The 13,260-nt window shown below is 49.8% G+C and carries 14 protein-coding genes; 12 read left to right on the forward strand and 2 right to left on the reverse strand.

All coding sequences use genetic code 11. From position 1 onward, the window contains the following. Positions 1-28: 28 nt before the first annotated feature. Entirely contained in the window at positions 29-1,084 is a 1,056-nt protein-coding gene (gene ribA, locus PQQ36_RS05655; protein WP_072610346.1) for a GTP cyclohydrolase II, read from the forward strand. Positions 1,085-1,128: 44 nt separating this feature from the next. Here the strand turns inward: ribA and PQQ36_RS05660 are convergent, their stop codons facing one another. Then, complete coding sequence (locus tag PQQ36_RS05660; RefSeq protein ID WP_263180490.1) at positions 1,129-1,884, reverse strand: substrate-binding periplasmic protein; 756 nt, start codon at positions 1,882-1,884, stop codon at positions 1,129-1,131. A 75-nt stretch (positions 1,885-1,959) separates the two neighbouring features. On the opposite strand from PQQ36_RS05660, the gene PQQ36_RS05665 reads away from it, so the two are divergent. The 3 genes from PQQ36_RS05665 to PQQ36_RS05675 all read left to right on the forward strand — a co-directional run bounded on the left by PQQ36_RS05665 (position 1,960) and on the right by PQQ36_RS05675 (position 5,116). After that, positions 1,960-3,900 (forward strand): ATP-binding protein, encoded by a 1,941-nt coding sequence (locus PQQ36_RS05665; protein WP_273660543.1) that lies wholly within the window; start codon positions 1,960-1,962, stop codon positions 3,898-3,900. A 159-nt stretch (positions 3,901-4,059) separates the two neighbouring features. Then, entirely contained in the window at positions 4,060-4,269 is a 210-nt protein-coding gene (locus tag PQQ36_RS05670; RefSeq protein WP_011082075.1) for a DUF3283 family protein, read from the forward strand. A 130-nt stretch (positions 4,270-4,399) separates the two neighbouring features. Then, the gene (locus tag PQQ36_RS05675; RefSeq protein ID WP_011082076.1) at positions 4,400-5,116 is read left to right on the forward strand and encodes a YebC/PmpR family DNA-binding transcriptional regulator; all 717 of its coding nucleotides are present in this window, start codon (positions 4,400-4,402) and stop codon (positions 5,114-5,116) included. Between the two features lie 34 nt (positions 5,117-5,150). Here PQQ36_RS05675 and PQQ36_RS05680 read toward each other — a convergent pair whose 3' ends face one another. After that, entirely contained in the window at positions 5,151-5,396 is a 246-nt protein-coding gene (locus PQQ36_RS05680; RefSeq protein ID WP_015727329.1) for a DUF2798 domain-containing protein, read from the reverse strand. 84 nt (positions 5,397-5,480) lie between these two features. Here PQQ36_RS05680 and PQQ36_RS05685 point away from each other — a divergent pair, with 84 nt between their 5' ends. The 8 genes from PQQ36_RS05685 (at position 5,481) to PQQ36_RS05720 (ending at position 13,152) form a co-directional block, all read left to right on the forward strand. Further along, a complete protein-coding gene (locus PQQ36_RS05685) occupies positions 5,481-6,380 on the forward strand; it encodes a LysR family transcriptional regulator (protein WP_273660544.1) in 900 nt (299 codons plus the stop codon). Positions 6,381-6,551: 171 nt separating this feature from the next. Further along, positions 6,552-7,205, forward strand: a complete 654-nt coding sequence (locus tag PQQ36_RS05690; protein ID WP_373911303.1) for a hypothetical protein — start codon at positions 6,552-6,554, stop codon at positions 7,203-7,205. A gap of 10 nt (positions 7,206-7,215) precedes the next feature. Further along, positions 7,216-7,911 (forward strand): ABC transporter ATP-binding protein, encoded by a 696-nt coding sequence (locus PQQ36_RS05695; protein ID WP_108677750.1) that lies wholly within the window; start codon positions 7,216-7,218, stop codon positions 7,909-7,911. After that, positions 7,899-9,164 carry an ABC transporter permease gene (locus PQQ36_RS05700; protein ID WP_273660545.1) on the forward strand — a complete coding sequence of 422 codons (1,266 nt, stop codon included), beginning with the start codon at positions 7,899-7,901 and terminating at the stop codon, positions 9,162-9,164. The genes PQQ36_RS05695 and PQQ36_RS05700 overlap by 13 nt, the downstream gene beginning before the upstream one ends. Then, entirely contained in the window at positions 9,157-9,927 is a 771-nt protein-coding gene (locus tag PQQ36_RS05705; protein WP_072615820.1) for an outer membrane lipoprotein-sorting protein, read from the forward strand. The genes PQQ36_RS05700 and PQQ36_RS05705 overlap by 8 nt, the downstream gene beginning before the upstream one ends. A gap of 19 nt (positions 9,928-9,946) precedes the next feature. After that, on the forward strand, positions 9,947-11,281 hold the full coding sequence (locus PQQ36_RS05710) for a hypothetical protein (protein ID WP_072615821.1): 1,335 nt from the start codon (positions 9,947-9,949) through the stop codon (positions 11,279-11,281). Beyond that, a complete protein-coding gene (locus PQQ36_RS05715; RefSeq protein WP_273660546.1) occupies positions 11,282-12,385 on the forward strand; it encodes a sensor histidine kinase in 1,104 nt (367 codons plus the stop codon). Then, positions 12,382-13,152 (forward strand): LytR/AlgR family response regulator transcription factor, encoded by a 771-nt coding sequence (locus PQQ36_RS05720; RefSeq protein ID WP_273660547.1) that lies wholly within the window; start codon positions 12,382-12,384, stop codon positions 13,150-13,152. Before PQQ36_RS05715 ends, PQQ36_RS05720 begins: the two co-directional genes overlap by 4 nt. Positions 13,153-13,260 lie beyond the last annotated feature (108 nt).

Genomic DNA, 13,260 nt, shown 5'->3' on the forward strand with positions numbered 1-13,260 from the left:
TTTGTGTTATGACGTCAGGAGCAACATCATGGAGCAACCGATTTATTTCTATGAGCCAGATGAAAATCATGGCTTTCTCGCCAACTTCTATCCATGCTCGATCACCGTTTCTGGGACGTGCTGGCCGAGCAGTGAACATTACTACCAAGCACAAAAATTCGACGATGTCCGGCTACAGGAAAAAGTGTTGAGGGCAGAAGATGCTGCACAAGCTTTTCGGCTTTCACGCGAATATCAGCAGTGGCAAAGGCATGACTGGTATGACATTCGAGTAGAAGTGATGAGATTCATTGTGCGCGAGAAATTTTTGCAAAACACGCCCCTAGCGCATCAACTGCTTGCGACGGGAGATACTGAACTGAAAGAACATTCGCATAAGGATGCCTTTTGGGGGGATGGGGGCGATGGGCATGGACGCAATGAGCTCGGGCGTATTTTGATGATGGTTCGAGAGGAGTTGCAAGAGCACGCGCCATACAATCTGGTGCAGTTTATTGACAGTGCGAAGTTGCCTACCCAGTGGGGGACATTTCAAATGTATGGTTTCATTGAAAAAGCCACCGGGAAAGAGCATTTGGCGCTCGTGTATGGGGATATTGAACAACAGGCAGCGCCTTTGATTCGTCTGCACTCTGAGTGTTTAACAGGCGATGCGCTGTTTAGTGCCCGCTGTGATTGCGGTTTTCAGCTCGCCAAAGCCTTGCAAAACATCGTGGCAGAAGGGGCGGGCGTGTTGCTCTATTTGCGGCAGGAAGGGCGGGGGATAGGCCTTATCAATAAAATTCGCGCTTATCACTTACAAGATGACGGGGCCGACACGGTGGAAGCTAACGAGCAACTTGGCTTTGGCGCCGATATGCGCGATTACGCGTTTTGTCGCGGCATTCTCAGTTTTCTCGGCATTGAACGTGTGAGGCTGATGACCAACAACCCACGCAAGGTGAAGGCGCTGCAATTGGCCAATATTGAGGTGACGGAGCGCGTGCCGCTGCAAGAAGGCAATAATCCGCACAATCATCAGTATTTAAAAACCAAAGCCGATAAGCTAGGCCACATGTTTGATCGAAACTTCGTTAAACCTTAGTGTGCACGACAACGAATAAGCAAAGTAAAAGGGCCGTGAGGCCCTTAAATGTATTTGTTGACGATGCGTTGCAACTCGCCACTTTGTTTAATTTCTTTCAGTCGTTGGTTGATAAAGCGTTGTAGCGTTGCATCCATGTTTGGTGAGAAAGCAAGGTAAATTTGATAGTCAGGGATGATTTTCTCGAAAGGCTGCAAAGCAAATTGTTCGGGATCTAACTTCAATTGCTGGATGTTGTAGTTCACCCTTGACGCCATTTCGACAAAAGCGGTATCACCTGGCGTGCGGCTGACCACGCGAAACGCCGCTTGGTAATCTTTTACCCGAATTTCTTTCACTACCCCATCTTGAATGTATGGAGAGAGTTGGGGGTAATCAAACCCCATCAGCAGCACCACCCCTTTGTTTTTCAGATCGGAAATGTCATTGAAAGCGATGGGTTTCTTTCGGCTACTCACCAGCGTGTGTTTTACAGTGTAAATAGCTTCCTCAGAGAGATTCTCCGCCTGCACTTTCCCCCAGCCAGGGCTGCCATAAGTAATCCAATTTGGCTCTCCACCGTTTTCTAAAATTGAGATCATACGATTGAACGGATAGGTATGAAAACGAAGCGTATGTTCACTGTTGGAAAAGATCGCACGGACGATATCGGTGACGATGCCTTGCTGATCGTGCCCATCTCGTTCGATTTGAAATGGCCTTGCCTGATTCGCAATCACGTAGTAGTTAACCTCTTGCGCTAACGCAAAAGAAGAAAAGATCAGCATGGATGTGCAAATCCATCTATTGAGATGTTTCATACGCCCTCCGTTTTACTAATGAAAAGTCGTGACTATATTTATACTAGAACAAGTCATTTAAGGTGCTAGTTTCATATGAGAAAAAGTATGAACGGCAAGCGTCAGATAGGCATCGACAAGCAACTGATGATTGCGGTCATTTTGTTGAGCTTAGCCTTCACCTTGGTCAGTACCGGCTTCAATGTGTACTGGGATTACAAGCAAGAGCTAAAAAAACGACAAGCCGAGCTCAATTGGGTCGAGCAAAGTTATTTGCAAAGCCTAACAGAGAGCCTGTGGGTGGAAGATCGTCAGCACCTAGAATCACAAGTACACGGCATGATGACCTTGCCTTTTATTGACGCGATCGACATTGCTAACGAGAACGAAGTCATTGTCAAAACGGGCGATGTTGGCCACTCAAAACGCGTGCTTGAGCGACGTTGGCCCATGGAATATCAGTTGGCAGACAATCATTATTTGTTGGCGAGTTTGACGGTGCGCTCCAATCTCGATGAAGTCTACCAAGGGCTTTGGCGTAAGTTTGCATTGCTGCTCGTTGGGGAATCGATCAAAACCTTCCTGCTGATGGTCGGGGTGATTTACATTGCTTTGTCGCTTATCGTTAAACCCATCAGCCTGTTGTCTCGAGCGGTGAGCGATTTTAAAGACGGTGAGACACCGAGCCGGCTTCGTTTGCCAGCTCGAGCGTTTGACGATGAAATCTCGCTACTGGCGGAGAAATACAACAGCAGTGTTGAGCGATTGCGTAGCAATTATGCGGAGTTAAAAAGCGCCAAAGAGCAAGCGGAAGTGGCGAATGTGAAAAAAAGCGAATTTTTGGCCACCATGAGCCACGAAATCCGCACTCCGATGAACGGCATCATTGGCGTGGCTTCACTTTTAAAAGAGATGGATCTTTCCAGTGAGCAGAAACAGTATGTGGAGATGATCAATCACTCTTCAGAATCTTTGCTCGACATCATCAACGACATTCTTGACTTCTCAAAAATTGAAGCAGGGAAAATCGCTATCTCCCTAGAACCATTTTGCCTAAGTGATCTCGTCGAGCAAATGTGCGCCATTTATACCCTCAAGGCGCATGCGAAAAATCTGCAATTTGTTGTTGAGCTGGCCGAGGATGTGCCGCATACCATGAGTGGCGACAGCAAACACCTCAAACAAGTGCTAAATAACCTGTTGGGTAATGCGGTGAAGTTCACCGAACGCGGCTATGTCAAACTGGTGGTCGCAAAAGAGTTGGACGCGCAGCACATACCCCACATTCGCTTTCAGGTGTTTGACTCCGGCATTGGCATTGCGAAAGAGAAGCAAGAGTTGGTGTTTGAACGCTTTCAACAAGCCGATGGCAGCACCACCAGAAAATACGGCGGTACTGGCTTGGGGTTGGCCATTTGTCGTCGCCTAGTGAATTTAATGGGGGGAGAATTAGAGCTCAAAAGCGAAGTTGGGCTAGGCAGTTGTTTTGAATTCAGTGTTCCTTGTGTTGATGGGGAAGGCGTTTTTGCCAAAGATCGCAAAGATAATGTGCGCCATTTGCAAGAGTTGGGGGTGACCGAGGTGGACTCAGAACCCTCCTCTGCTCATCAATCCAGCCAAGTCGCAGCGCTGCCAAGAGCCTTGCTGGTGGAAGATACTTTCATCAATCAAAAAGTCGCTAAGTTGATGCTAGAGAAAATCGGCTTGGCGGTGGACATCGCAGAAGATGGTGAGCAAGCCCTTGTGCTCTGCCAGCAGCAGCAATACGGCATCATTTTCATGGATTGCCAAATGCCGGTATTGGATGGCTTTGAAACCACGGAGATTTTGCGTGCCAGCGATGGCTGGACCCGAGATGTGCCGATCATCGCGTTAACCGCCAATGTAGTGGTGGAGGATAAACAGCGTTGTTTTGACGTCGGTATGAACGATTTTCTTGCCAAGCCAGTGACTCAGCAACGAATGAGTGACATGGTCAAACGCTATCTGCCTATTGATGATTCCTCCACTGGCTCGCATCGTCATCAGCAGCCATGATTCCTTTGGCTAAATTTCTATTCTGCCCACTCGGCTTTTTATGCTATATTGCGCCGCTATACTCAAATAACCTCGTGATGTGCTTGATAGAGCACGAGACCATTGCTGTGCAATGAGGCGAGGTGGTCATGTTTTAATGTTCACTGTTCGAGGATATGCATGTCGTTCAATCTTTCACTGTTACCGCCGGATGAAAAAAATCGAATTGAGCTGGATAAGCAAGCTTCCTTTTTGGTTTGGCAATTGAAAGAAGCGAAATGCGGCCCTGATGCAATCATGACGCAGGCCGAGAAGTTGTCCGATCCGAGCGAAAAAGCCTTTTTTGAGCAATCGATCGAGAAATACAAACGAGTGATGGGGGTGGCATAACTCGATTTGTGCCCAGTTTCCTTAATTTAAGTGACCGGTGCCCCATTCCTCAGCGGAGCGAAAATTGAATTGGTTTCGCTTTTTGCTAAAATCCTTCGCGTTAAAAATGTAAATGTAGAGAGACATCCCGATGGGAAGAAGTTTTGAAGTGCGCAAAGCCTCTATGGCGAAAACTGCAGGCGCAAAAATTAAAGTTTATTCCAAATACGGTAAAGAAATTTACGTGTGTGCGAAAAACGGTGGTATTGACCCAGACATGAACTTGTCACTGCGTCACCTGATCACGAAAGCGAAAAAAGATCAGGTTCCATCACACGTTATTGAAAAAGCACTCGACAAAGCAAGTGGCGGTGGCGGTGAAGATTACCAACCAGCTCGCTACGAAGGTTTTGGCCCAGGTGGCATTAGCGTGATCGTTGACTGTCTAACAGACAATGGCAACCGTACTTTCCAAGACGTTCGTCAGTGCTTTGTGAAGACAGGTGCGAAAATCGGTACTCCTGGTGTGGTTGCACACATGTTCGATCACCAAGCGGTATTCCAGTTCAAAGGTGACGACGAAGAGTCATTCCTAGAAGCGCTGATGATGGCGGATTGCGATGTGACTGACATCGAGCTTGAAGATGGTGTGATCACTATCTACGCGCCAAACACTGAGTTCTTCAAAGTGAAAACGGCGCTAAACACCGAGTTCCCAGATTTGGTTATCGATGTTGAAGAGATCACTTTCGTTCCACAGAACTACAGCCCTGTGCCGGAAGAAGACGCAGAAAAATTCCAGAAGTTCCTAGACATGCTGGATGACTGTGATGATGTTCAGCAGGTTTACCACAACGCTGAAATGTAAGATGTAAAAACCGAGCTCAAGTAGCTCGGTTTTTTTATGCACTGATTTGTGGGCTCGCCACTTTACTTGCCAGCCATGCGGCCATTTTTCTGACCTGTGGTAATACGGTGAGATTCAGTAGCAAGGCGCAAGGCCAAGCGATGGTGAAGCTTTGTAGCCAAATTGGCGGCCAGTCAGCGCTAAATCCCATCTTATAGCCAGAAATAAGTCCCGACATCACCGTGGCCATGGTCAGTGAAGACAAAATAGCGGTGAGCCAAAATTGCAGATCTTTTTTCATTGAGTTGTCTCTCTTTCTTGCTGTCTCTGTTCACCTCTAATGTATACTTGCCTATATTTGGAAAAAATAGGCAAATTGAGAACTATGAATTCCATATTCGGAAATATCGATGACTTGTATCTCTTCTGCTGCGTGGTGGAAGAAGGCTCACTGTTGGCGGCGTCACGTAAGCTGGCTTTGCCTGTTTCGACCATGTCTCGCCGTTTATCCGCATTAGAGGAGCGCTTAGGGCTGCGATTATTGGAAAAGCGTGGTCGAGAGCTACTGCCTACTCAAACGGGGCGAGAAGCCTTTGTACAGCTGAGTAGTGGTATGGAACAGATTGAGCTCGGTTTGCTGCATTTACGCCATCACTCTGAGCGGGTCGACGGCAAAGTGAAAGTGGTGATGCCACATCGAATTTATGGTGACTTTGTGGGGCCGGTCATTGAGCAGTACATGCGCGACCACCCCAAAGTGAAACTGGATCTGATCTTGAGCCAAGAATACGCCACGCCAGAAACCGATCGGGATCTGGTGATCACGTTCGACATTCGAGGAATGGACGAGATGATCGCCCGACCTTTCTTTCATGCTCGTCACGCCTTTTTTGTTAGCCAAGCGTATTTGGCGCGAGTGGGAAGCATCACCACTCCTGAAGAGATGGCGACATTGGATTGGATATCGATGACGCGTGATACGCAAATTCCGGTATACCAAGGCGAGCAATTGATCACCATGATCGATACTCAGCCTCGTTTGGTGGTCAACGATATCAATGCGTTGATCCGCGCGGTAGAGCAAGGGTTTGGAGTGGCCTCATTGCCTTTAAGGCATGTTGATCCGAGCCGCGGGTTGATCCGAGTCCTGCCTGAATATCACCGTGGGATGCGTCAAGCGTATCTGGTTTATCGCCAACGTGCCTATCAGCCAAAAGCGTTAACCTTGCTGATTGAAGCGCTGTTAGAGAAAGTACAACAAGCCGAGTTCCGAGCGCGCCCCTAGCGCATCTGCCCCTTCTTTCACCTTAACGCGCACTTCATCGTGCGCTTAATCCGTTTATCTCAAATAGCGACCCTTTATCCCGCTATTTTTCCGTTGGTCGCAAACCCCTGTGAAGGGGGCTTGGTGCTTTTATTCTGTCATCGTCAATCAAAGCACAAGGATATCGCGACGATGTTAGTGAAAAAGAAAACCATCACCACCTGCCTAATGATGACCAGTCTCTTATTCGCGCCTATGGTCATGGCTAATCCAGACCAAGCGTTGATCAATCAATACAACCTAGCGGTGGAAGGGGAAACTGCGCTGGTGGATCACGTGTATGGTCAGTTGAACGCCTTGATCGAGCGAGAAGGTGCCAAGCCGCTCTCTCTGGTGTACCTCGGCAGCACGCAAACTTTGCAAGGGCGAGATGCCTTCTTGCCATGGAACAAAATGAAATTGACTGAGCAGGGGCTTGCGACCATCAGTAAAGGGCTAGGCATGCTCGACACCTTACCGCCCTCACTGAATGAGCAGCAGCGCATTCAAGGGCTGCCAGAGGGCTACCTTGCTCGTGCGATGGCTGCCGCCACGTTTACCTCTCTGCCCGATATGTTCAATCATTTCGAGCGCGGCTATGAACTCTATTTAGAGTTGTTAGCAGAACCGGATTTTCAAGCGCAGCCCTTTGCCGCCACCTCATGGGTCTATCGCTATGCCATTCAAGCGGCCTTGCGCGCACAAGATGTGCCGCAAGCTAAAACTTGGTTAGACATGATGGAAAACCAAGATCGCGACAACATTGATACCCGCTCCGCATCGGCACAAATCGACGCGCAAGGTTAATGGAGGCACTATGATTCAGTTTTCTAATCTGCAACGCCATTACCAGTTAGGGCTATTGGAAGTCCCTGCGCTGCAATCGGTTAGCGGTGCGATTGAACAAGGTGAAATGGTGGCACTTTGTGGCCCTTCAGGCTCAGGAAAAAGCACGCTGCTCAACATCTTAGGGTTATTGGATATGCAGTATACCGGGCAAGTGACGCTGCATGGCGATGATTACCCTCGTTCGGCCAATCAAGCGGCAAAACTTCGACGCGAAAAGCTCGGTTTTATCTTCCAAAAGTTCAATCTTGTGCCAGTGATGACGGCGCTAGAGAACGTGGCGTACCCGTTATACCTCAATGGTGTCGATAAGGCCAAGCAGCGTCAGTTAGCGGCTGAAATGCTCGAACGTGTTGGCTTAGGGGAGAGTTTACATGTCTTGCCGGATCAGCTTTCTGGTGGTCAACAGCAACGGGTGGCCATTGCACGGGCGTTGGTCCATCGGCCTACCTTAGTGATCGCCGATGAGCCGACGGCCAGCCTAGATAGCGTCACGGCCAACTTGGTTATCGACATCATGAAACAACTCGGCCATGAACGGGCCACCACGTTTGTTGTGGCCACCCACGATGGGCGAATGGCATCACGTTGCGATCGCACTATTGAACTATTGGATGGCCGCTTGCGTCAGCATCACGAGCAGGAGGTGATCTCATGGGCCAGTTAGTTGCACGTCTGTTTCCTGACTCGCTGCGCTTGGCGTGGCTGAACCTAAAGCTTAATGGTCGCCGCAGCTTGTTGTCGGTTTTGATCATTGCCATTGCGGTATTCGCGTTGACCAGTGCGGGTGGGTTTGGGTTGTACACCTACGACAGCCTCAAAGAGTCAACGGCGAGAGACACTGGCCACATTACCATCAGTACGCCGGGCTTTTTTACTAAAGAAGAAGAGATGCCTCTGAGCAATGGCTTAAGCCAGCCTGATGACCTGATTGCCAGCGTTATGGGCCTCAATGAGGTGCGTGGTGTGCAGCCGAGAATTGAGTTCAATGGTCTCATTTCCAACGGCAGTAAGTCGGCGATTTTTGTCGGCATTGGTGTAAATGATCGTGAATTTGATATGAAAGGGCCTTTTCTCGATGTTCGAGAAGGTAAGACGTTATCCAACCCACGAGGGCAACGCTACGATCCGGCGGAACCGGAAGTGATGTTGGCGATGGATCTGGCGCGAAATCTCAACGTGACGGTGGGGGATTGGATTACCCTGTTGGCCACCACCACGGACGGAGCTCTCAATGCATACGACTTCAAGGTGCGTGGTCTCTACGCAACGGGGGTGCCTGAGTTGGATAAGCGACAGCTATACATCCATATTGACAGTGCGCAATCGCTGCTGGCAACAGACAAAGTGAGTGTGATTTCGGTGTTCCTGTTTGAGACCGAAAAAACCGCCGTCATGCAGCAGCACTTGTCGGCTTTGCTGAGTCAGTTCTCTCAAGAGCTGGAATTGACGCCTTGGCAAGAGCGGGCCTTCTTCTATCAGAAAGTGAAAGATCTTTATGACCGTATTTTCGGCATCATGGGGGCGGTAATGGGGCTGGTGGTGTTTGTGGCACTGTTTAATACCATGACCATGTCGGTCACTGAGCGAACCCGCGAAATCGGTACCTTATCGGCACTGGGCAGTTACCCGCGCGACATCATCATTGGCTTCTTACGTGAAGCGGGGCTATTGGCTTTGCTGGGTAGCCTTGTTGGTGCGCTGGCCAGTGGTGCTATCTCACTGCTTTTAATGGTGGTGGATGTACAAATGCCACCGCCACCAGGCAGAACCGATGGTTACCCACTGATGGTTTATTTCTCATTTGAACTGGTGGCCATCGCGGCGGTTGGTGTGGTGTGTATCTGCCTTCTGGCTGCCTATCTTTCTGCCCGCAAAGGGGTAAACAAACCGATTACGGAGGCGCTAACCTATGTATAACGCAATAAAAGCTGGCTTATGGATGGCGCTGCTTTGCGCCTCAAACTGGGCGTCGGCTCAACCGAGCGATGAACAAGTGATGAGTATGATCAAGCAAGCGGACGATTACCGACTCAAAGAAACGTCTGCGCGCGTGGTCTCATTGGTGAGGCTGTATGAGAACGATCAGTTGGACAAAACCCGTGAGTACCACGTTTACACACGGCCAAATCGCGAATCTCTGGTGATTTTTAAATCGGCCGTGGAGGCGGGGCAAAAGATGTTGATGCTGCAAGATAACTACTGGTTGCAAATGCCAAAAAGCCGTCGACCGATTCGCATCACGCCAATGCAGAAACTGCTGGGGGAAGCGTCGGTTGGGGACATTTCAACCCTCACTTGGAGCGAGGATTACCAAGCCACATGGAGAGCGGAGGAAACTGTGTCCTCGTTGTCAGGGCAAGCAACGTCAACACAACACTTACAGCTGACGGCCAAAACCTCAGGGGCCAGTTATCAAACCATCGATCTGTGGTTGACCGTACCTGAGCACTTTCCGCTCAAGGCGGATCTCTATCTGCGCTCTGGCAAGTTGGCAAAGCAAGCTTGGTTTACACGTGGCGAGCGTAACGGGGAGCCGAGCGTGACGGAAATGACGTTGCTCGATCATATTCAGCCAGCGAAGAAAACCGTGATTGAGTACCAAGATGTTCAGCCGTGGCAGCTTGAGGATAAGTTTTACAATCCCAGCTATCTCTCTAAGGCCGATTCGGTGCAATTCTAGCTAACTAAGGAGCAAATCAATGGCGGTTTGTGTGCACTATCGACCAGCTCGTCTGTCGTCTGCTAAACGGGCAAGCAGTTTACTGCTTGGCACTTTGCCTTGGTGGGCAATGGCTGGGGAATTGAGTAGTGAGTGGGATTGGGCGCTCAGTTACGAAGCGGCGCAATCTCGCCAATCCGTATTCACCACCACACAATATGCGCATCGCAGTGAACTCAACGCGATGTTGGATTTACAACTGGCGTATCACACTCAGCAGGGGCAATGGACCTCTTCGTTCGCCCTCTACAGTGATGGGCTTTATCTCAATAATGGTGAGCGATCGGTTTGGTGGGAGAGCCGTGATAGCCAGTGGGTGGTACGTGAGTTGGCTTGGTTAGGTGAATGGCAAGTCGGGGATTGGCTGCTGGATGTGAGCGTTGGCAAATTACGTTTGGATTGGGGGGTAGGCTATGGTTATCGCCCGCTGGATCTGTTTCGACCTTATCGACAAAATCCAGTGACCTTGGTGGCCGAAGAAGGCACTGGCGTCGTCTCATTTTCTCACTATGACTTAGCGGGAGAGTGGACGCTGCTGTTCACTGATTCCAGTTGGAGTCAGATGGAGCAAAGCGCGCTGGATGAAGCCGCGCAGCAGCGAGGTGCAGGAATTCGGCGTTACTGGCTGGATGATGCTCATGAATGGCAGTGGATTGCCTATTACGACGATGTTCGCCAAGGGCTAGTTGGCGGTAGTGTGAGGACGGTCTTCAACGAGGCGTTATCGCTGCATAGCTCAGCATTGTGGCAGCATCAAAGTGTCGGGTATCAAGTGCCGGATTCTCTGTTTGCCCCTGTGGCAGTAGAGGATCAGGGAGAAGCATGGCAAGCGTTGGTCGGCGTGAACTGGGCCAGCGAAAGTGGTCACTCCTTGCTCGCGGAATATTGGTATGACAGCCGTGCGTGGTCAAAGCGCCAGTGGCAACAGGCGATGGATCGCGCGCGCCTGTTAACGCAGCAGCCCAATACCGAACCTCTGGCCGCCAGTTATGCGCAAGGTTTCGAGCACGCGAACTTAGTTCAACACAACCTGATGCTGCATTGGAGTTGGGACAGCAACGCGTGGATGATGTGGCACGGTGTCTCCGCTCCGCAATGGTTAGCGGATGTTACGCCAACCCTCGATATCTTATTTTCGCCGGAAGATGGCGGTGTCATCCTAACTCAGTGGATTCGCTACCAATGGATTGATACTGGCCAGCAGAGTGTGGAATTGGAATTTGCCGCACGCTTTTTAACGGGGGATAGCCAATCAGCGTATGCGCAAATTGAGGATAAGCATATGATGGTCTTGAATCTAAAAGGGAGGTTTTAGATGTTTTTTTCTCGGGTAGCAAAAAATCGTGCCGCGCAGGAAGCGTTGTCATTCAATCACTTAGCGAGCAACGACGCGCAAGCCCTTGAGGGAGGATGGTTACGCTCGTTTGCCGTGACGTCTATCTTCTGCTTGTTTGTGTCGGTGCTGACCTTATCTGTTTGGGGCGGCGCTTACTATATCCATTTGATCATTAGCTTTGGTTTCGGTTATTCGGCGTTGTTCTTCTCTTGGCTGATCGAAAAGCTCTTCCCTATGATGCCAAGAAACGCGGAAATCCTTCTCTCCCTAACGGCATGTTTGCTGTTTGGTATTCTCAACGCGCGTTTTTGGGTGGGGGATTACTTTGGCATCACTGATATGGTTCCGGTGGGGCTGATGGGACTGTTGTTTAGCGGGATGTGTTATTTCTATTTTCACTCCAAAGAGCAACAAATGTTGGCTGCTCACGAGTTAGAAGTGATGAAACGTGAGAAAGCCGAGCAAGAGCGCGCCCTGTTAATGAGTCAACTCAAACAACTGCAAAGCCAAATAGAGCCGCACTTTCTGTTTAATACTCTGGCCAACATCAGTGCGCTCATGAGTTGTGATGTGGAGAAAGCCCAGCAGATGCTGACGCGTTTAACCGATTTATTGCGCTCAACGCTGAAGAGTTCGCGTGAAGAGAGAACGTTACTCGCCAGTGAACTGGAGATTCTCGATGCCTATCTCGCGATTCAAAAAATTCGTTTGGGTGAGCGGTTGGAGTATCACATTCATTGCCCTGAGGCGCTGAAAGGGTGTGTGATTCCGCCGATGTTGATCCAACCTTTGGTGGAAAATGCTATTACGCATGGGATTGAACCCAAAGTGGAAGGGGGCAAAGTTGAGGTCCGAGTGATGAAAAATGAACTCGGCCTTGAGCTGCGCGTCGTGGATACTGGGGTGGGCTTTGGGCAAGCCTCTCGCTCGGGATCTGGGGTAGGGCTTAACAACATTAAACAACGTTTGGCGACCTTGTTTGGTGAATTAGGCACGCTAACTCTATTGGAAGGTCGCCACGGTGGGGTTTGTGCTGTCATACAAATGCCGCCGCAACAAGAGAAACAGGAACCGAAAGCGTGATGACTTCAATGACGGCGTTGATTGCCGATGATGAACCCCTACTGAGACACCACCTCAATCGCATGTTGGCGGATGTTTGGCCTGAGCTCGAGGTGGTGGCGTTGGTGGGGGATGGGCAGCAAGCCCTCACTTCAATTGAACAACTTCAGCCCGATATCGTGTTTTTGGATATCCGCATGCCAGAACTTGATGGTATCGCTGTGGCAAAACAGCTCAATCGTGGTGAGTATCGTCCAACCATCGTTTTTGTGACCGCTTATGATGAATATGCGGTGAAAGCCTTTGAGCAACAAGCGATCGATTACTTAATGAAGCCACTGAGCGAAGCGCGTCTTATCGATACTTGCCAACGCATCAAAGCACGTCAACAGCCCACGGTATCGTCACCGGATGTGGGGGTGTTGTTGAGTCAACTTCAGGCGTTGTCTAAACCGGCGCAACCTCAATATCTACAGTGGATTCGCGCGGCATTAGGAGACGATATTCATCTTATCTCGGTGAATGATGTGCTCTATTTTAAAGCGGAAGAAAAGTACGTCACCGTGCACTCCCTTGCCAAAAAAGAGTTCCTGATTCGCATGTCGTTAAAGGAGCTTTTGGCCCAACTTGACCCCGAACGGTTTTGGCAAATACACCGAGCGTCGGTCGTTAATGTGGCAGCGATAGAGAAAGTGCAGAAGGATTTTACGGGGCGAATGTCGGTGACGGTCGGGGAGCAAAAGCTGCCAGTCAGTCGCGGCTCTCAGCATCTGTTCAAAGGCATGTAGCGTAAAATGTCTTGCCAAGAGGGCGGCGAGATAACGGCGAGAGATCGAAGGCGTCAGCGCTTTATCGCAGCGTAAGTGATGGGGAAAACGGCTACCTGCAGAGCGCCA

Source organism: Vibrio sp. CCUG 15886, assembly GCF_028570825.1.
Lineage (GTDB): Bacteria > Pseudomonadota > Gammaproteobacteria > Enterobacterales > Vibrionaceae > Vibrio > Vibrio vulnificus_B.

Bases quoted from the DNA above. Each gene is read 5' to 3' on its own strand.
- ribA (WP_072610346.1), top strand. From the start codon at position 29: ATGGAGCAACCGATTTATTTCTATGAGCCAGATGAAAATCATGGCTTT.
- PQQ36_RS05695 (WP_108677750.1), top strand. From the start codon at position 7,216: ATGATTCAGTTTTCTAATCTGCAACGCCATTACCAGTTAGGGCTATTG.
- PQQ36_RS05710 (WP_072615821.1), top strand. From the start codon at position 9,947: ATGGCGGTTTGTGTGCACTATCGACCAGCTCGTCTGTCGTCTGCTAAA.
- PQQ36_RS05690 (WP_373911303.1), top strand. From the start codon at position 6,552: ATGTTAGTGAAAAAGAAAACCATCACCACCTGCCTAATGATGACCAGT.
- PQQ36_RS05675 (WP_011082076.1), top strand. From the start codon at position 4,400: ATGGGAAGAAGTTTTGAAGTGCGCAAAGCCTCTATGGCGAAAACTGCA.
- PQQ36_RS05660 (WP_263180490.1), bottom strand. From the start codon at position 1,884: ATGAAACATCTCAATAGATGGATTTGCACATCCATGCTGATCTTTTCT.
- PQQ36_RS05705 (WP_072615820.1), top strand. From the start codon at position 9,157: ATGTATAACGCAATAAAAGCTGGCTTATGGATGGCGCTGCTTTGCGCC.
- PQQ36_RS05685 (WP_273660544.1), top strand. From the start codon at position 5,481: ATGAATTCCATATTCGGAAATATCGATGACTTGTATCTCTTCTGCTGC.
- PQQ36_RS05700 (WP_273660545.1), top strand. From the start codon at position 7,899: ATGGGCCAGTTAGTTGCACGTCTGTTTCCTGACTCGCTGCGCTTGGCG.
- PQQ36_RS05670 (WP_011082075.1), top strand. From the start codon at position 4,060: ATGTCGTTCAATCTTTCACTGTTACCGCCGGATGAAAAAAATCGAATT.
- PQQ36_RS05665 (WP_273660543.1), top strand. From the start codon at position 1,960: ATGAGAAAAAGTATGAACGGCAAGCGTCAGATAGGCATCGACAAGCAA.
- PQQ36_RS05680 (WP_015727329.1), bottom strand. From the start codon at position 5,396: ATGAAAAAAGATCTGCAATTTTGGCTCACCGCTATTTTGTCTTCACTG.
- PQQ36_RS05715 (WP_273660546.1), top strand. From the start codon at position 11,282: ATGTTTTTTTCTCGGGTAGCAAAAAATCGTGCCGCGCAGGAAGCGTTG.